The sequence below is a fragment of the Kribbella sp. WER1 genome (assembly GCF_054189145.1).
Genome location: NZ_CM135186.1, coordinates 1252913 through 1271160, shown reverse-complemented (window position 1 = coordinate 1271160; position 18248 = coordinate 1252913). Strand labels below are relative to the sequence as shown.

15 protein-coding genes and 1 pseudogene are annotated in these 18248 nt (G+C 68.7%); 13 read left to right on the top strand and 3 right to left on the bottom strand.

The features are described 5' to 3' along the window. The first annotated feature begins 14 nt into the window (after positions 1 to 14). Together ACXJJ3_RS06230 and ftsZ are read left to right on the top strand one after the other, a co-directional pair. Positions 15 to 755, top strand: coding sequence for a cell division protein FtsQ/DivIB (locus ACXJJ3_RS06230; protein ID WP_458168983.1), 741 nt, complete (start codon positions 15 to 17; stop codon positions 753 to 755). 159 nt (positions 756 to 914) lie between these two features. Next, positions 915 to 1929: pseudogene (gene ftsZ / locus ACXJJ3_RS06225) on the top strand (cell division protein FtsZ); the annotation flags it as partial. A 557-nt stretch (positions 1930 to 2486) separates the two neighbouring features. Here the strand turns inward: ftsZ and ACXJJ3_RS06220 are convergent. Further along, positions 2487 to 2990, bottom strand: coding sequence for an ArsR/SmtB family transcription factor (locus ACXJJ3_RS06220; RefSeq protein ID WP_458168982.1), 504 nt, complete (start codon positions 2988 to 2990; stop codon positions 2487 to 2489). 56 nt (positions 2991 to 3046) lie between these two features. Here ACXJJ3_RS06220 and ACXJJ3_RS06215 point away from each other — a divergent pair, with 56 nt between their 5' ends. The 6 genes from ACXJJ3_RS06215 (at position 3047) to ACXJJ3_RS06190 (ending at position 7283) form a co-directional block, all read left to right on the top strand. Continuing rightward, positions 3047 to 3967 (top strand): S41 family peptidase, encoded by a 921-nt coding sequence (locus ACXJJ3_RS06215; protein WP_458168981.1) that lies wholly within the window; start codon positions 3047 to 3049, stop codon positions 3965 to 3967. Between the two features lie 9 nt (positions 3968 to 3976). Further along, entirely contained in the window at positions 3977 to 4705 is a 729-nt protein-coding gene (pgeF, locus tag ACXJJ3_RS06210; protein WP_458168980.1) for a peptidoglycan editing factor PgeF, read from the top strand. Next, positions 4702 to 5412 (top strand): YggS family pyridoxal phosphate-dependent enzyme, encoded by a 711-nt coding sequence (locus ACXJJ3_RS06205; RefSeq protein ID WP_458168979.1) that lies wholly within the window; start codon positions 4702 to 4704, stop codon positions 5410 to 5412. Before pgeF ends, ACXJJ3_RS06205 begins: the two co-directional genes overlap by 4 nt. 70 nt (positions 5413 to 5482) lie before the next feature. Then, complete coding sequence (locus tag ACXJJ3_RS06200) at positions 5483 to 6037, top strand: cell division protein SepF (protein ID WP_325036416.1); 555 nt, start codon at positions 5483 to 5485, stop codon at positions 6035 to 6037. A gap of 50 nt (positions 6038 to 6087) precedes the next feature. Further along, entirely contained in the window at positions 6088 to 6393 is a 306-nt protein-coding gene (locus ACXJJ3_RS06195) for a YggT family protein (RefSeq protein ID WP_458168978.1), read from the top strand. A gap of 134 nt (positions 6394 to 6527) precedes the next feature. Beyond that, complete coding sequence (locus ACXJJ3_RS06190) at positions 6528 to 7283, top strand: DivIVA domain-containing protein (protein ID WP_209699510.1); 756 nt, start codon at positions 6528 to 6530, stop codon at positions 7281 to 7283. A gap of 169 nt (positions 7284 to 7452) precedes the next feature. On the opposite strand, the gene ileS is transcribed toward ACXJJ3_RS06190, so the two are convergent. Then, entirely contained in the window at positions 7453 to 10596 is a 3144-nt protein-coding gene (gene ileS / locus ACXJJ3_RS06185) for an isoleucine--tRNA ligase (protein WP_458168977.1), read from the bottom strand. 280 nt (positions 10597 to 10876) lie between these two features. Between ileS and ACXJJ3_RS06180 the strand changes: the two genes are divergently transcribed. The 4 genes from ACXJJ3_RS06180 (at position 10877) to ACXJJ3_RS06165 (ending at position 13935) form a co-directional block, all read left to right on the top strand. After that, positions 10877 to 11152, top strand: a complete 276-nt coding sequence (locus ACXJJ3_RS06180; protein ID WP_458168976.1) for a DUF167 domain-containing protein — start codon at positions 10877 to 10879, stop codon at positions 11150 to 11152. Between the two features lie 187 nt (positions 11153 to 11339). Beyond that, complete coding sequence (locus ACXJJ3_RS06175; RefSeq protein ID WP_458168975.1) at positions 11340 to 12023, top strand: TraR/DksA C4-type zinc finger protein; 684 nt, start codon at positions 11340 to 11342, stop codon at positions 12021 to 12023. Then, positions 11996 to 13012, top strand: a complete 1017-nt coding sequence (gene lspA, locus ACXJJ3_RS06170) for a signal peptidase II (RefSeq protein ID WP_458168974.1) — start codon at positions 11996 to 11998, stop codon at positions 13010 to 13012. Before ACXJJ3_RS06175 ends, lspA begins: the two co-directional genes overlap by 28 nt. Beyond that, positions 13009 to 13935 carry an RluA family pseudouridine synthase gene (locus ACXJJ3_RS06165; protein WP_458168973.1) on the top strand — a complete coding sequence of 309 codons (927 nt, stop codon included), beginning with the start codon at positions 13009 to 13011 and terminating at the stop codon, positions 13933 to 13935. The genes lspA and ACXJJ3_RS06165 overlap by 4 nt, the downstream gene beginning before the upstream one ends. Positions 13936 to 13938: 3 nt before the next feature. Here the strand turns inward: ACXJJ3_RS06165 and ACXJJ3_RS06160 are convergent, their stop codons facing one another. Then, positions 13939 to 14235: a hypothetical protein gene (locus ACXJJ3_RS06160; protein WP_458168972.1), complete on the bottom strand. Its 297-nt coding sequence runs from the start codon at positions 14233 to 14235 to the stop codon at positions 13939 to 13941. A 360-nt stretch (positions 14236 to 14595) separates the two neighbouring features. Here ACXJJ3_RS06160 and dnaE point away from each other — a divergent pair, with 360 nt between their 5' ends. Then, the gene (dnaE, locus tag ACXJJ3_RS06155) at positions 14596 to 18144 is read left to right on the top strand and encodes a DNA polymerase III subunit alpha (RefSeq protein ID WP_458168971.1); all 3549 of its coding nucleotides are present in this window, start codon (positions 14596 to 14598) and stop codon (positions 18142 to 18144) included. Positions 18145 to 18248 lie beyond the last annotated feature (104 nt).

Genomic DNA, 18248 nt, shown 5'->3' with positions numbered 1-18248 from the left:
GTGAGGTACGTCGAATGAGCCAGAGCGTCGATCTGGCTCGGGCACAGCAGCGCTTCGCGCGCCGGCAGCGGCTGGTGCGGTGGCGCAGCTGGTTGCCCTGGGCCATCGGCGGTGGGCTGGTCGCGCTGGCCGGCCTGATCGTCTGGCTGTTCTACTTCTCCTCGGCGTTCGCGGTCTCCGGGGTCAAGATCAGCGGCGCCGACACGGTGCCGGTGGCAACGATCGAGCAGACCGCGGCGGCCCCGATCGGCACCCCGCTGGCGAAGGTGGACCTGCGGGCGATCGCCGACCGGGTGCGGACCATCCCGGCGGTCGCGGACGCGCAGGTGACCCGGGCGTGGCCGCGCAAGATCGTGATCGTGGTCACCGAACGGGTTCCGGTCGTGGTGGTCACCGACGGCTCGCGGTTCGAGCTGGTGGACGCCACGGGTACGTCGTACCGGACGGTGCCGGACCGGCCGGCCGGGCTGCCGGAGGCGAAGGTCACCGGGGTCCGGCGCGACGTCACGGTGCACTCGGTGGTGACCGTGTCGGCGGCCCTCCCGGAGAGCTTGCGGGCGCAGGTGGGATCCATCACAGCGACGTCACCGGACTCGATCACCCTCAACCTGAGCTCCGGGGTGAAGGTCGTTTGGGGTAGTTCCGATGACAGTGCGCGCAAGGCCGGGGTACTGAGCGTACTGATGAAGCGGGACGCGAAGGTGTACGACGTGTCGGCGCCCGATCTCCCTGTCACCAAAGGGGAAAAACGGTGATCGGCACATCGCGGCACTGCGCGGCGAGGCGCGTGGACTTTGGCGGGAAGCGTCCCGTAGCGTTCCGCGTAATCTAAAGTTGACATAAGTCTAAGCATCCACTTGAGGTTCAGTCTTTTCGCTGGACAACGGGAAACGAACGAGGCGAGAGGCGCGGACGTGGCGGCACCGCAGAACTACCTGGCACTCATCAAGGTCGTCGGCATCGGCGGAGGCGGCGTGAACGCCGTCAACCGGATGATCGAGCACGGTCTGAAGGGCGTTGAGTTCATCGCCATCAACACCGACGCCCAGGCGTTGCTGATGAGCGACGCGGACGTCAAGCTCGACATCGGCCGGGAGGAGACCCGCGGCCTCGGCGCCGGGGCGAACCCGGCGATCGGGCAGAAGGCCGCGGAGGACCACGCCGAGGAGATCGAGGAGGCGCTCAAGGGCGCCGACATGGTCTTCGTCACGGCCGGCGAGGGCGGCGGCACCGGCACCGGCGGCGCGCCCGTGGTGGCGCGGATCGCCCGGTCGCTGGGCGCGCTGACCATCGGTGTCGTGACCCGGCCGTTCTCCTTCGAGGGCAAGCGCCGCGCGACCCAGGCCGAGGACGGCATCAGCACCCTCCGCGAGGAGGTCGACACGCTGATCGTGATCCCGAACGACCGGCTGCTGACGATCTCCGACCGCGCCGTGTCCGTACTGGACGCGTTCAAGCAGGCCGACCAGGTGTTGCTGCAGGGTGTCTCCGGCATCACCGACCTGATCACCACGCCCGGTCTGATCAACGTGGACTTCGCGGACGTCAAGGCGGTCATGTCGAACGCCGGCTCCGCGCTGATGGGCATCGGCTCGTCGCGCGGCGAGGACCGCGCGGTCGCGGCCGCCGAGGCGGCCATCTCGTCTCCGTTGCTGGAGGCAAGTATCGAGGGTGCGCACGGCGTGCTGCTGTCGATCGCGGGTGGTTCCGACCTGGGCCTGTTCGAGATCAACGAGGCCGCGCAACTGGTGTCGGAGTCCGCGCACTCGGACGCGAACATCATCTTCGGCGCGGTGATCGACGACGCGCTCGGCGACGAGGTCCGGGTCACGGTGATCGCGGCCGGCTTCGACGGCGGGATGCCGAAGCGCCGCGAGCAGGCCATGAACCAGGCCCGGCCGCAGTCCTCCCGCCCGGCCACCCAGAACTACTCGCAGCCGATGACGGTCTCCAACCCGACCCAGACCCCACCCCCACCCGCCAACCAGGGCGGCTTCGGCCAGCCTGGCGCGGGTCAGGGCGGCTTCGGGCAGGGCGCAGGCCAGGCCGGTGCGGGTCAGACCGGTGCTGGTCAGGCGGGTGCGGGTCAGGCGGGTGCGGGTCAGGGCGGCTTCGACCAAGCCGCCAACCCCACCCCGGGCGCGACCTCCCACCAAGCAGTCCCGGGCCAGCAGTCCGGTCAGCCGCAGGCGGCGCCTTCGGCCACCCCGCAGACCGACGACACCGTCCCGGTCCCGGCCCCGACGGAGCCCCGCACCGGTACGACGAACTCCGCCCGCCCGCAAGCAGGCGACGGAGTACGCACGGTCCAGTCCGGGAACGCCCCGCACACCCCGGCCTCCCCGTCGACCCAGCACTCCTGGCCGACCAACGGCCCGAGCAGCGCGACGGGCGGCTCCACGCCGCACAGCCCGCAGACCCCGAAGCCGAAGAAGCAGGAGCCCGAGGAAGACCTCGACATCCCCGACTTCCTCAAGTAACCGGGCTCACGCCTGGCGCGGCCGGTACACCGACACCACGACGCCGTACCGCGCCTCGTCCGGTCCGGCGTCGCTCAACCCGTCGACCAGTTCGCTCAGGGTCGCGCCGAGTTCTTCGGCCTGGGCTGCCGTCAATCGCAGGTTCCGCACTGTGAACAGCGGGTCGCCGTCGGCCGTCTCCAGGTCGGCCGCGACCGCCTGCAGCGCGACGGTGTTGTTCGCCCGCGCGCCCTCACCGGTGAACCCGAACCGCCTAACGGACCGCCGGTAGTACTGCTCGGTCCCGCCCCGCACCTGCCGGGTCTCGGCCACATGCACCATTCCGGCATCGCGCAGCACGCCCAGATGATGCGCGACGTTGCCCTTCGCCGTCCCGAGCGCGGCCGCCAGCTGGCTGATCGTCGCCGCCTCCTGCCCGAGCGCGAACAGCAGCCGATGCCGCAACGGATGCCCGAGCGCCTTGAACTGCGCGGCGCTCGACACCTCCAGGTGATCGATGATCTCCGCCATGAATCAAGCGTCGAGATTTCTTGACGCTTTGTCAATCCGGATGCTCTACTCCTGCCATGGAAACCGAAGAGATCAGGTCCGTCCTCGGCCGCCTGGGTGCGTTGGTCGGCGAGCACTACGTCTTCCCGGAGGTCGGCACCGAGGTCGCGGCCCGGCTCGCGGCAGCGGTCGGCGACGGCGCGTACGACGAACTCCGCACCCCGGAAGCACTCGCCGAACGCGTCACCGCCGACCTCCAACTGGGCAATCGCGACAAGCACCTGCGGCTCGTGTTCCGTCGCGACGGGCTGCCGGACGAGACCGATCCGGTGGCGGAGGAGGCGCACTGGCGCCGCCGGGCCGCCCTCGACGCCGGCGGCATGGCCCGCGTCGAACGGCTCGACGGCAATATCGGACTGCTCGAGATCCGGCCGCTGCTGTATCCGCCCGAGCACGCCGCCACGGCGGTCACGGCCGCGCTGTCGCTGCTGGCGTCGACCGACGCGCTGATCCTCGACCTGCGCCGTTGCCTCGGCGGATCGCCCGACCAGGTCGCGTTCGTCTGCGGCTACCTGTTCGACTCCGCCGAGCCGATCCACCTGCAGGACCTGGTCACGCGGGCCGACGGTACGACGCGCCAGTTCTGGACACCGGCGTACGTCCCGGGTCCGCGGTACGACGGCAGCAAGCCGATCTGGGTGCTGACCAGTGCATCGACGTTCTCGGGCGGCGAGGAACTGGCGTACAACCTGCAGCAGTTCAAGCGCGGGGTCGTCGTCGGGGAGCGGACCGCCGGAGGTGCGCACCCGCGCCGCGGCTTCAAGCTGCACGAACAGCTCGAGGCCTCGGTGCCGGTGGCGCGCTCGGTCAACCAGGTCTCCGGGACGAACTGGGAAGGTACGGGCGTCGCTCCTGACGTCGAGGTCCCGGCCGAGCAGGCGTTCGACGAGGCGTACCGCCGCGCGGCCGAGCACGCCGTCGGGGTCGCGGCTGGGTAATCTTCACTCGTGTTCGGCTACGACGAGGTTCTCTCCGCCGCCCGGGTCGCGTTCACCGATCGGTACGGCGGCGCCAGCAAACCGCCGTACGGCGAGTTCAACCTCGGCACCGCGGCCGGCCCGGACGTGGACGGCGTACGGGCGAACTTCCGGCAGGTCGCGGCCGAGTTCGGCGTACCCGTCGAGAAGGTCGTCGTCCTCCATCAGGTGCACGGCCGCGACGTGCACGTCGTCCGTGCCGAGGACGAGTTGCCGCTGAGCCCGTCCCCGAAGGCGGACGGCCTGGTCACCACCCGCACCGACGTCGTCCTCGCGGTCCGCGCCGCCGACTGCCTGCCGGTGCTGCTGTCCGCCGACGGCGTGATCGGCGCCGCCCACTCCGGCCGCAAGGGCATGTACGTCGGCATCGTCCCGGCGACCGTCGACGCGATGCGTGCCCTCGGCGCCGGCCGGATCACCGCGGTCCTCGGCCCGTACGCGTGCGGCCGGTGCTACGAGGTACCCGACGAGATGCGCGCCGAGGTCGCCGAGCAGGTGCCGGCGTCGTACTCCGAGACGAGCTGGGGGACGCCCGCGCTGGACGTGGCCGCCGGGGTCCGCGCGCAGCTGGCCGAACTGGATGTCGACGTGATCGACGCCACGGCCTGCACGATCGAGTCGGAGAACCTGTACTCGTACCGTCGCGAAGGTCCGGAGAGCGGGCGGATGGCAGGCCTGATCAAGCTGGCTTCGGCATGACCCGGGCCGAGGAGCTCCGGGCCAATCTCGAACACGTGCAGGAGCGGATCGAGAAGGCCTGTCAGGCGGCCGGGAGGGCCCGCGACGAGGTCACCCTCGTGGCGATCACCAAAACCTTCCCAGTCAGCGACGTACGGGCGCTGGCGGACCTCGGGATCACCGACGCCGGCGAGAACCGCGAGCAGGAGCTGAAGGAGAAGGCGCCGGAATGCCCCGATCTCACCTGGCACTTCGTCGGGCAGCTGCAGTCGAAGAAGTCCCGCTCGGTCGTGCGGTACGCGTCGGTCGTGCACTCGGTCGACCGTCCGGCCCTCGTCGACGCGTTGTCGAAGGCAGCGGTCGCGGAGCAGAAGTCGGTGCGGTGCCTGATCCAGGTGAGCCTCGCGGCGTACGGGTCCGCGGACGCGGCGACCGGTGCGAGCCGCGGCGGGGTCGCGCCCGCCGACGTACCGGAACTCGCCGCGGCGATCGCGGCGGCCGAGGGCCTCCAGCTCGGAGGTGTGATGGCCGTCGCACCGCTCGGTGCGGAACCAGAAAAAGCCTTTGCGGGACTGCACGACGTAGCGTCGCGGCTACGCTCCGAACATCCCGGCGCGGACTGGATCTCGGCCGGGATGACCGGCGATCTGGACGCCGCGATCAAGCAGGGTGCGACACACGTTCGGCTCGGGCGCGCATTACTCGGTACGCGGTCTCCGCTGCGTTAGTGTCGACATCGAGCGGATTTCGCTTCCGACTCACTGTTGTCGTCGAACCGGATCGAGGTGCTGAGGGGCCATGAGCGGCGCACTGCGCAAAATGGGTGTGTACCTCGGCTTGGTCGAGGACGGGGAGCGCTACAACGCTCGGTACGACGACACGTACGACGACGAGTACGACGAAGAGTTCGACGAGGCAGTCGACGGGGACTCCCAGGAAACCGTGCCGGTGGCAGCCGGCCGGGAGAGCCGCGAGACCCGGGAGCACCGCGAGGAGCGACCGGAGCCGAGCGGTGCCACGGTCAGCAAGTTCCCAGACCGGCGCGGGGTCGCGCCGTCCCCGGAGGTTACCGAGTTGGCCCGCATCACCACCGTGCACCCGCGCAGCTACAACGAAGCGCGCGTCATCGGTGAGCACTTCCGCGACGGCACGCCCGTCATCATGAACCTGACCGAGATGGATCACTCCGACGCGAAGCGGCTCGTGGACTTCGCCGCCGGCCTGATCTTCTGCTGCCGTGGCTCGATCGAGCGGATCACCACCAAGGTGTTCCTGGTCTGCCCGCCGAACGTCACGGTGGCCGCCGAAGAGAAGGAGAAGATCGCGGCGGACGGGTTCTACAACCAGAGCTGAGGCTCTGGTTGGCGACCGCCCTTTCGGCGTCTTCTACACTCGTTGTCGACATGAATGCTCTAGCGCTCGTCCTCATCGTTCTGTACTGGGTGCTGCTCGCCTTCTTCCTGGTGCTGGTGGCGCGGTTCGTGCTCGGACTGATCGTGATGTTCGCGCCGCAGTGGCACCCGAAGGGTCCGCTGCTGCTGCTGTTCGAGCTGATCTACTCGATCACCGACCCGTTCCTGAAGCCGTTGCGGCGGATCCTGCCGCCGATCGGCGCCGGTGGTGTGCGGCTCGACCTGTCCGCCTTGATGCTGTTCGTGATCGTCTCGGTCGCGATGGCCATCAACTCCACGGCCCTTCGATCGTTGTAAGGGTGAGGACCACGAGGAGTGGGTAGATAGAGCCCGGATTCCGTTCTAAGACAACGAAGCGATAACGTGATCTACTGAGTCGCCAAGGCGAGACCACGGGGACTCCGCCAAGACACAGACAAACGAGGTGAAAGATGCCGCTGACGCCGGATGACGTCCGCTCGAAGCAGTTCACGCCCGTCCGACTACGGGAGGGCTACGACGTCACAGAGGTCGACTCCTTCCTCGACGAGGTGGAAGCCGAGCTGGAGCGACTTCTCGCCGAGAACGAGGAGCTGCGGGCCAAGCTCGCGGCTGCCCAGCGCGCCGGCGCGGACCAGCAGCGGCCGGTCGACCAGACCGCCGCGCTGCCGCCCGTCGTGCAGCAGCCGAAGCCCCCGGTCGTGGTCGAGAAGCCCGAGGAGAAGCCGCCGGTGGTGGCGCCTGCTCCCGGAGCGGCCGCGGCGGCCGGCACGGTCGGTGACGCGTCCAGCTCCGCGGTGCGGCTGCTGGAGATGGCCACCAAGCACTCCGACGACCTGGTCCAGGAGGCGAAGGACACCGCCGACAAGATCATCGGCGAGGCCCGCGCCAAGGCGGAGCGGCTGGAGAACGAGGCTCGCGGCAAGGCCGACCGGATGACCGGTGAGGCCCGCGCCCGCGCCGAGAAGCTCGACGGCGAGATCGCCGAGCGGCGCGCGCAGATGCTCGGCACCCTGGAGAAGCAGAAGGGCCAGCTCGAGCGCACGATCGACGACCTGCACGCGTACGAGCGCGAGTACCGCAGCCGCCTGAAGACGTACTTCACCGAGCAGCTCAAGGCGCTCGGCAACGGCGACGACACGCTCAGCCCGCGGAACGGTTTCCGTCCCGAGGCCCGCGCGCAGGCGCACGGCGGCCACGGCGTCTGAAAAACCCCACAGAAGGGGCGGTGCTTTCCGGCGGCACCGCCTCTTCTGCATGTTCGGGCCCAGCTGACACAGGGTCCTTCGGCGGTGACTCCACGTCAGCGCCGCGCTGGACAGGCCTCCACCGGCAGTTGGCTGGTGGAGCCAGCCAACCGTCGGTAGCCGTGATCGATCAGGCCTTGGTCAGCCAGTAGCTGAGCTGCAGGTCCGCTTCGGTGCCACTGGCAACGTCGGCGGCTTCCGCCGGCGGGGTCTGGTGCAGCTCGACGGCGAGCACCTCGCGGGCGATCTCGTCCGCGTGCTTGCCGAGGGCATCGGACAGCTCGGCGTCGGTCGAGGTCAGCCAGACCTTGATCCGGTCGGACACCTCGAGCCCGGCGCGCTTTCGCGCCTCCTGCAGCGTGCGGACCACCTCACGCGCCAGTCCGGCCTGCTTCAACTCCGGTGTCACCTCGAGGTCGAGGGCAACGGTCTCACCCTGCTCGTTGACCACCGACCAGCCTTCCTTCGGCCGCTCGGAGACCAGTACGTCGGCCGGTCCGACCTGGACGTCCTCGCCGTCGACCACCACGGTCGCCGTCCCGGACTCCTTCAGCGCGGCCGCCAGCGCACCGGCATCGGCCGCCGCGATCGCCGCCGCGACCACCGGGGTCTGCTTGGCGAACCGCTTGCCGAGCTCCCGGAAGTTGCCCTTGGCAGCGAACTCGACGAGGTCCGCGCCGGCCGACGACAGCGGCGCGACGGTTCCGACGTTCAGCTCGTCGGCGATCTCCTGGAGCAGCTCCGGGGACAGGTCCGCGATCGCGGCGGATCCGACCAGCGCCCGGGCCAGCGGCTGCCGGGTCTTCACCTTCGCCTCCGCGCGGGCGGACCGGCCGAGCTCGACGACCCGGCGGGCCATCGACACGTGCTGCGCCAGTACGTCGTCGATCAGCGTCGCGTCGTACGTCGGGAAGCTCGTCAGGTGCACGGACTCCGCGAGGCCGGGGGTGACCGGGCGGAACACGTCCTGCCAGACCCGCTCGGTGACGAACGGCATCAACGGCGCCATCACCCGGGTGAGCACCTCGAGCGTCTCGTGCAGCGTCGCCAGCGCACCGGCGTCACCCGCCCAGAACCGGCGGCGGGAACGGCGGACGTACCAGTTCGACAGCACGTCGACGAACGAGTTGATCAGCGAGCCGAGCCGCTGCGTGTCGTACGCCTCGTACGCCGCGTCGGTGTCCCGGACCAGGCGGTGCGTCTCACTGACCAGCCACCGGTCCAGGACCGACCGCTCCTCGACCGCAGGCGCGTCGGCGGGCGACCAGTCGGCCAGCCGGGCGTAGAGCGCGTGGAACGCGACCGTGTTCCAGTAGGTGATCAGCACCTTCCGGGTGATCTCGTTCAGCACGTTCGGCCCGATGCCGCGCGCCTTCCACGGCGACCCGGACGCGGCCATGAACCAGCGCACCGCGTCCGCGCTGTGGTCGTCCATCAGCGGGATCGGCTCCAGGATGTTGCCCAGGTGCTTCGACATCTTCCGGCCGTCCTCGGCCAGGATGTGCCCGAGGCAGACGACGTTGCGGTACGACGACTCGTCGAACACCAGCGTGCCGATCGCCATCAGCGTGTAGAACCAGCCGCGCGTCTGGTCGATCGCCTCGGAGATGAAGTCCGCCGGGTAGGTCTGCTCGAACTTCTCCTTCGAGCCCTCCGCCCACGGGTAGCCCCACTGCGCGAACGGCATCGAGCCCGAGTCGTACCAGGCGTCGATCACCTCGGGGACCCGGTGCGCCTCGGCGCCACAGGTCGGGCAGTCGAACGTGATGTCGTCGACGTACGGGCGGTGCGGGTCGGTGCCGCTCAGGTCCCGGCCGGCCAGCTCGCCGAGTTCGGCCAGCGAGCCGACGCACACCTGGTGGTCCTCGGCGCAGCGCCAGATCGGCAGCGGCGTACCCCAGTAGCGGGAGCGGGAGACGGCCCAGTCGATGTTGTTGCGCAGCCAGTCGCCGTACCGGCCCCACTTCACCGAGTCCGGGTACCAGTTGGTCTTCTCGTTCTCGCGGAGCAGGGCGTCCTTGACCTGGGTGGTCCGGATGTACCAGGACGGGAGCGCGTAGTACATGACCGGGGTGTGGCAGCGCCAGCAGTGCGGGTACGGGTGCTCGTACGGGACGTGCTTGAACAGCAGGCCGCGCGTCCTCAGGTCCGCGACCAGGTCCTCGTCGGCCTTCTTGAAGAACTGCCCGCCGACGAGCGGTACGTCGGCGTTGAAGTGGCCGGTGGTGTCCACCGGGTTCACCACGGGCAGGTTGTACGCCCGGCCGACCGCGAGGTCGTCCGCACCGAACGCGGGGGACTGGTGCACCAGGCCGGTGCCGTCCTCGGTCGTGACGTACTCCGCGAGCACGACGAAGTGCGCCGGCTCGTCGAACGGCACCAGCTCGAACGGCCGCTGGTACGTCCACCGCTCCATCTCACGGCCGCCGTACTCACCGGTGACCGTCCAGCCCTCGCCAAGGCGGTCCAGCAGCGGCTTGGCGACCACGAGCGACTCGTTGCCGTCGGTCGCGACGACGTACTCGACGTCCGGGTGCACGGCGACGGCCGTGTTCGAGACCAGCGTCCACGGGGTGGTCGTCCAGACCAGCAGCGACGCCTTGCCGGCCAGCGGGCCCGAGGTCAGCGGGAAGCGGACGTAGACCGACGGGTCGACGACCGTCTCGTAGCCCTGGGCGAGCTCGTGGTCGGACAGGCCGGTCCCGCAGCGCGGGCAGTACGGCGTGATCCGGTAGTCCTCGACCAGCAGCCCCTTGTCGTGGATCTGCTTCAGCGACCACCAGACCGACTGGACGTACTCCGGGTCCATCGTCTTGTACGGGTGCTCGAGGTCGACCCAGTAGCCCATCCGGACGGTCAGCTCGCGGAACGCGTCCACGTGCCGGAGCACCGACTCGCGGCACTTCGCGTTGAACTCGGCGATCCCGTACGCCTCGATGTCCGGCTTGCCGTTGAAGCCGAGCTCCTTCTCGACCGCGACCTCCACCGGGAGGCCGTGGCAGTCCCAGCCGGCCTTGCGCTCGACCCAGAAGCCCTTCATGGTCCGGTAGCGCGGGAACACGTCCTTGAAGACGCGGGCCTCGATGTGGTGCGTGCCGGGCATCCCGTTCGCGGTCGGCGGGCCTTCGTAGAACGTCCACGGCGTACCGCCGGCGGACTGTTCGAGGCTCTTGGCGAAGGTGTCGTGCTCGTCCCAGAGGGTGAGCACCTCCCGCTCGAGCGCGGGGAAGTCGACCTGGGCCGGCACCTGCCGCCAGGGGGTGTTTGCCGCCATGTTGTGCGTCCTTCGTCACGTCCTGCTGAGCTGGACGAGGGACGAAGTACCCGATCTTGTGCCGGCTACCGCGCGGTACCACCCTCCTTGGTGACGCTAAGTACGGTCACCCACTTCCTTTACGAGACGCTGCCGGTTCTAATAGGTCGCTGTAGGACCGTTCTTCCGGCGGCTCCGGGGTGATGGCCCCATCAGTGCCTTGCGGTTCGCGGTTGTCAGTGTACGGCGTCGTACGAGATGACTACGAATCGTTAATGGGTGGTGCGGTAAGAATTCGGCCATGAGAATTCTGCTGCGGGTCCGGCCGGGGGCTTCCAGGACAGCGGTCGGCGGCCGGTACGACGGGCCGTCCGGACCGGCGCTGGTGGTCGCGGTGACGGCCCGTGCAGTGGAAGGGCAGGCGACGAAGGCTGTCCTGGGGGCGGTCGCGGCGGAGTTCGCGGTACGGCGGTCCGCGGTCCGGCTGGTGCATGGTGCGACCAGCAGGGACAAGCTGGTCGAGGTGGAGGGGGAGGAGAAGGACATCCGGGAACGGCTCGAGCGACTACTGGGCTGACCTGGGAAGTGTTACGGACAGTGATGTCTGCAACACGCTTGTGATGTGCGGAACATCGAGCGGACTTGAAGAACCGACTACCTTATGTCCACGGTCTGCGAGTCAGGCTGGCACGTGCCGGGCACGTGTCCTACTGTCTTGCGACCAGTCCGCTCCAGTCTCCGACGAAGGCAGGGGGTAGCTGACCATGGCTACATCGGCACGGAAGAAGTCCGCCCCCCAACGCACTGCCGCGGCCAAGAAGAGTGCCGCCAAGAAGGCCGAGCCGGTCCAGAAGACAACGGCCCGGAAAAGCCCGGCGAAGACCTCGCCGGCCAAGAAGACCACCGCGGTGAAGAAGTCCTCTCCGACCACCGCGGCGAAAAGCACAGCGGCTAAGACCCCTGCCAAGAAAGCTCAGACGAAGAGGGTGGCCATGAAGACCAACGAGAACAGGACCCCGGCGACGGCGCCGGCGAAGTCCGCCGCACATACGGCCGAGAGCTTCAAGGTGAAGCCGGGCGAGGATCCGTGGACCGCCGCCGAGCTCGCCGAGCTGCGCTCGGAGCTGGAGGGTGAGGTCGAGCACCTCAAGGAGGAGATCCACGAGGCCGAGCAGGAGATCGTGGGTCTGTTCCGGGACGGCAGCGACGGCGCCGGCAACGACCAGGCCGACGTCGGCTCCACGACCCTGGAGCGCTACCACGAGCTGACGCTGGCCAACAACGCCCGCGACATGCTCAACCAGATCGAGTTCGCGCTGAACCGCATCGACGACGGCACGTACGGCGTCTGCGAGAACTGCGGGAACGCGATCGGCAAGGGTCGGTTGCAGGCGTTCCCGCGTGCGACACTGTGTATCTCATGCAAAGAACGCCAGGAACGCCGCTGAACAACCCCACCTCGTCCCCTCAGGTGGAGGACGCAGCCACCCCCGAACCGGCCGACCCCAAGTCGGCCGGTTCTCCGTCGCCCACCCCGGCAGAACCTGTCACGGTCGCCGCCTCCAGCGCCGCAGTTGCTGACGCACCCGGCGCGAGCAGAGGTGCTGCCTCCAGAGGCCCGGCTGTTGACGGATCCGGCGGGGCGAGAGGTGCTGCCTCCGGCAGCGGAGCGGCCGCGTCCGGGCAGGCCCCGAGCGCAGGTGCGAGCTGCGCAGCTGCCTCCGGTGAGCGCGCGGCGTCCTCGCCTGCCGCCGACGGCGGTACGTCCGCCGCCGCGACTGCGGACGACCCGGCAACGGAGGGCGCACCCGCCACCGTCCCTCCCACCACCTCTTCTGAGGCCGGCCTCGCCGCCGGCGGCGGCGAGGCCGTGGGCGGGGATGACGGCCCCGCCACCACCTCCTCTTCTCCGGCCGATGGCGCCGGAGGTGGCGAAGGTGGGAATCGGTCGTGGAAGTGGACTGTGGTGTTTGGCGGGGTTGGGCTGGTGGTGCTGTTACTTGACCAGCTGACGAAGGCCCTGGCCTTGGCGCACCTGACGCCCGGCGACCCGGTGAACGTGGTCGGGAGTCTGCTCAAGTTCAACCTGATCCGGAACTCCGGCGCCGCCTTCAGCCTCGGCGCCGGCTACACGCCGTACATCAGCGCCGTGCAGATCATCGTCGCGGTCGGCGTCATCTACCTGTCCCGCAAGCTCGGTTCGGCCGGCTGGGCGGTTGCGTTCGGGCTGCTGTTCGGCGGCGCGGTCGGCAACATCCTGGACCGGATCTTCCGCGAGCCGTCCCCGTTCCACGGGCATGTGGTCGACTTCCTGCAGACCCCGCACTGGGCGATCTTCAACGTCGCGGACATGGCCGTCACCTCGGCCGCCGTACTGCTGGTGATCCAGACTCTGCGCGGCATCAAGCTCGACGGCACCCGGGAGCTACGCAAGTGAGCGCTCGCACCGTGATCGTGCCCGACGGTCTCGCGGGGGAGCGGCTGGACGCGGCGCTGTCGCGGCTCTTCGGCGTCTCCCGTACGAAGGCCGCCGAGCTGATCGAGTCCGGCCTGGTCCAGGTCGACGGCTCCCCGGCGCCGAAGTCCGCCCGGGTCGCGGCCGGCGTACTCCTCGACGTCGAGCTCCCCGCGCCGCCGTCCGAGGTCACCGTCGTACCGGAGACCGTCGACAACCTGCGGATCGTGTACGACGACGACGAGATCGTCGTGGTGGACAAACCCGTCGGCGTCGCCGCGCACCCGTCGCCCGGCTGGACCGGCCCGACGGTGATCGGCCATCTCGCGGGCGCCGGCTTCAGCATCTCGACGAGCGGCGCCGCCGAGCGTAAGGGCATCGTGCACCGCCTGGACGTCGGCACGTCCGGCCTGATGGTGGTCGCGAAGACGGAGTACGCCTACACCGTCCTGAAGCGCGCCTTCAAGGAACGTACGGTCAAGAAGATCTACCACGCGCTCGTCCAGGGGCATCCCGACCCGTTCACCGGTACGGTCGACGCCCCGATCGACCGGCATCCGCACCACGACTACAAGTTCGGCGTGGTGGCCGGCGGGAAGCCGAGCGTCACGCACTACGAGACCCTCGAGGCGTTCCGGTACGCGACCCTCCTGGAGATCACCCTGGAGACCGGCCGGACGCACCAGATCCGCGTGCACATGTCCGCGATCGGCCACCCGTGCTGCGGCGACCTGACGTACGGCGCCGACCCGGTGCTCGCCGAGCGCCTCGGCCTGTCCCGCCAGTGGCTGCACGCGATGCGCCTCGGCTTCACCCACCCGGGCACGGGCGAGTACGTCGAGTTCACCTCGGAGTACCCCGAGGACCTCGACCACGCCCTCGACCTGCTCGTCGACACGCAGTAGACGTCAGAGGTCGAGCAACCAGATCTTCCTGATCGTCCACCCGCAGGCGAGAAGCTCGGCAATCGGCGGGTAGCTGCCCAACGGCCTGCGTCGGCGGAGCGTGATGAAGCACCTCGGCGGTCCGCCGGCGACGGCCCCGGCACCGGCCAACCACAGAGCGGACGTCATGCCGCCGTTCCAGAACGTATGCGGGTCGTGGTCGGCGAAGACCACCACGACAGCCACGACGAACACGCTCAGCGCGATCGTGAGGAGCGCTTCGACGTAAACCTGCACCTTGAGGTTGTACAGCTGACGCATCGCGGCACGGTGATGGTTGCACTTGCCAGGATCGAGTACTCGGCCGACCTGATTGCTTCTGCCTCCGGGCCGACGAGTCGCACATTTTCGACGTGATCCGGTGATGCGTACCGTCGTCGGCAGTACCAGCACAGCTCGGCCTCGCGGTTGCTCATCTCACGATGATCAGGGGGCCATCGGTTACCGGTGCGCCGGTGACCGGAAGCTGCCTCTCGGGCGACTGGTGTGAATCTGGTTCGGTCCACGCCCGGATAGCGGGCGCTGCCGGGACACCCCGGGGCGCCGTTTTCGGAACTGTCCGAGGGCCCGCATAGGCTGTAGCGGTTCATCTGAATCGCGCCCTGGGAGGTCTGCGTCGATATGGCGTCCAGCGACAGTTTCGTGCATCTCCACGTGCACACCGAGTACTCGATGCTGGACGGCGCCGCGCGGATCGACGAGTTGTTCAAAACCGCCCAGGAGATGGGCCAGCCGGCCATCGCGACCACCGACCACGGGTTCGTGTTCGGGGCGTACGAGTTCTGGAAGACGGCGAAGAAGTACGACGTCAAACCGATCATCGGCGTCGAGGCGTACCTGACGCCGCACACCCACCGGACCGAGCGCAAGCGGGTCAAGTGGGGCGATGCGAACTCGGGCCGCGACGACGTCTCCGGCTCGGGTGCGTACACGCACATGACGCTGCTGGCGAAGAACACCTCCGGCATGCACAACCTGTTCAAGATGAGCTCGCTGGCCAGCCTCGAGGGCTACTACTTCAAGCCCCGGATGGACCGCGAGCTGCTGAACACCTACGGCCAGGGCCTGATCGCGACCACCGGCTGCCCGTCCGGCGAGGTGCAGACCCGGCTCCGGCTCGGGCAGTACAAGGAGGCCGTCGAGGCGGCCGCGGAGTTCCGCGATATCTTCGGCCGGGAGAACTTCTACTGCGAGCTGATGGACCACGGCCTCGGCATCGAGCGGAACATCCAGAAGGACCTGCTGAAGCTGGCCAAGGACCTCGGCCTGCCGCTGGTCGCGACCAACGACCTGCACTACACCAAGCCCGAGGACTCGCAGGCGCACGCGGCGCTGCTGTGTGTCCAGTCCGGCTCGACGATGACCGACCCCAACCGGTTCAAGTTCGACGCGAACGAGTTCTACGTGAAGACCGCGGCGGAGATGCGCGAGGTCTGGAAGGAGTTCCCGGAGGCGTGTGACAACACGCTGCTGATCGCCGAGCAGTGCGATGTCAGCTTCACCGAGGGCGAGGGCCGGTTCATGCCGCGCTTCCCCTGCCCGGAGGGTCACAACGAGGAGTCCTGGTTCGTCGCCGAGGTCGAGACCGGCCTGCTGCACCGGTATCCGGCCGGCGTCCCGGACGACGTCCGCAAGCGCACCGACTACGAGATCGAGGTCATCGTCTCGAAGGGGTACGCCGGGTACTTCCTGGTGGTCGCCGACTTCATCAACTGGGCGAAGGCGAACGGCATCCGGGTCGGCCCGGGCCGTGGTTCCGGTGCGGGCTCGATGTGCGCGTACGCGATGAAGATCACCGACCTCGACCCGCTGCTGCACGGTCTGTTCTTCGAGCGCTTCCTGAACCCGGAGCGGATGTCGATGCCCGACTTCGACATCGACTTCGACGACCGCCGCCGCCCCGAGGTGATCCGGTACGTCACCGAGAAGTACGGCGACGACCGGGTCGCGATGATCGTCACGTACGGAACCATCAAGGCGAAGCAAGCGATCAAGGACGCCGGCCGGGTGCTGGACTACCCGTTCGCGATGGGCGACCGGATCACCAAGGCGATGCCGCCCGCGGTGATGGGCAAGGACGTGCCGCTGTCCGGCATCTTCGACCCGCAGCACAAGCGGTACTCCGAGGCCGGCGAGTTCCGCCAGCTGTACGAGGGCGACCAGGATGTCCGCAAGATCGTCGACACCGCCCGCGGCCTGGAGAACCTGAAGCGCCAGTGGGGCGTGCATGCGGCCGGCGTGATCATGTCCAGCGAGCCGCTGATCGACCTGATCCCGATCATGCGTCGCGACCAGGACGGTCAGGTCATCACCCAGTTCGACTACCCGAGCTGCGAGACGCTCGGCCTGGTCAAGATGGACTTCCTGGGCCTGCGGAACCTGACGATCATGGACGACGCGGTCAAGAACATCGAGGCCGCGCACGGGATCCAGATCGACCTGGACAAGCTCAGCAAGGACCTCGACGACAAGCCGACGTACGACCTGCTCGCCCGCGGTGACACGCTCGGCGTCTTCCAGTTCGACGGCGGTCCGATGCGGGCGCTGCTGCGGCTGATGAAGCCGGACAACTTCGAGGACATCTCCGCGAGTACGGCGCTGTACCGGCCGGGCCCGATGGGTGCGAACAGCCACACCAACTACGCCCTGCGCAAGAACGGCCAGCAGGAGATCAGCTACCCGCACCCGGAGCTCGCGGAGCCGCTCGAGCCGGTGCTCGGTATCACCTACGGCCTGATCGTGTACCAGGAGCAGGTGATGGAGATCGCCCAGCGCCTGGCCGGCTACTCGCTCGGCAAGGCGGACCTGCTCCGCCGGGCGATGGGCAAGAAGAAGCGCGAGGTGCTCGACGCGGAGTACGTCGGCTTCTCCGAGGGCATGAAGACGAACGGGTACTCCGAGGAGTCCATCAAGGCGCTCTGGGACATCCTGCTGCCGTTCTCCGACTACGCGTTCAACAAGGCGCACTCCGCGGCGTACGGGCTGGTCTCGTACTGGACCGCGTACATGAAGGCGAACTACCCGGCGGAGTACATGGCCGCGGTCCTGACGTCGGTGAAGGACGACAAGGACAAGATGGCCATCTACCTGAACGAGTGCCGCCGGATGGGCATCAAGGTGCTGCCGCCGGACGTCAACGAGTCCGACTCGAACTTCACCCCGGTCGGGACCGACATCCGCTTCGGCCTGTCCGCGATCCGCAACGTCGGCGTGAACGTGGTCGCCGAGATCGTCGCGGCCCGCGAGGAGAAGGGCCGGTTCACCGACTTCGTCGACTTCATCGACAAGGTGTCGCTGCCGGTCTGCAACAAGCGGGTCATCGAGTCGCTGTCCAAGGCCGGCTCGTTCGACTCGATGGGCCACGCGCGGCGTGCGGTCGTGGCGGTGCACGAGCAGGCCGTCGACGAGGCCATCGACCTGAAGCGGAACGAGGCGCACGGCCAGTTCGACCTGTTCTCGATGGGCGACGACGACGCGGACGAGGGCGAGGGCAACAGCCGGCTCACGGTCACCGTCCCGGAGATCGAGGAGTGGGACAAGGCCACCAAGCTGGCGCACGAGCGCGACATGCTCGGGCTGTACGTGTCCGACCACCCGCTGTTCGGCGTCGAGCACGTGCTCACCAACGGCTCGGACTGCACGATCGGCCAGCTGCTCGCCGACGAGGACCGCCCGGACGGCAGCCGGGTCACGATCGGCGGCCTGGTCACCGCGGTCCAGCGGAAGGTGAACAAGCGCGGCGACATCTACGCGATCGTCACCATCGAGGACCTCGAAGGTTCGATCGAGGTGATGATGTTCTCCTCGGCGTACCAGCTGCACGCGCACCTGCTGAGCAACGACGCGATCATCTTGATGAAGGGCCGCATCCGCCGCCGCGAGGACCGCGTCGAGCTGAGCGGCGACGAGGTCGTCGTCCCCGACCTCACCGAGGGCCCGAGCGGCCCGGTCGTCCTCACCATGCCGGTGAACCGCTGCACCCAGCCGGTCGTCGACTCGCTCCGCGACATCCTCCAGTCCCACCCCGGCATGACCGAGGTCCACCTCCGCCTCCAGGCCCGCCAGAAGACCACCGTCATGCGCATCGGCGACCGCTTCCGCGTAACCCCGACCTCCTCCCTGATGGCCGACCTGAAGGCCCTCCTGGGCCCCTCCTGCCTGGCCAGTTGACGGGGATGCGCCACACTGTCCACGTGAGTCAACCGGAGTCGTCTCAGCCTGCGCCGTACGGGGCGCCTTCGTCGGTCGATCCTTTGGGAGGGGGGCCGGCGGGG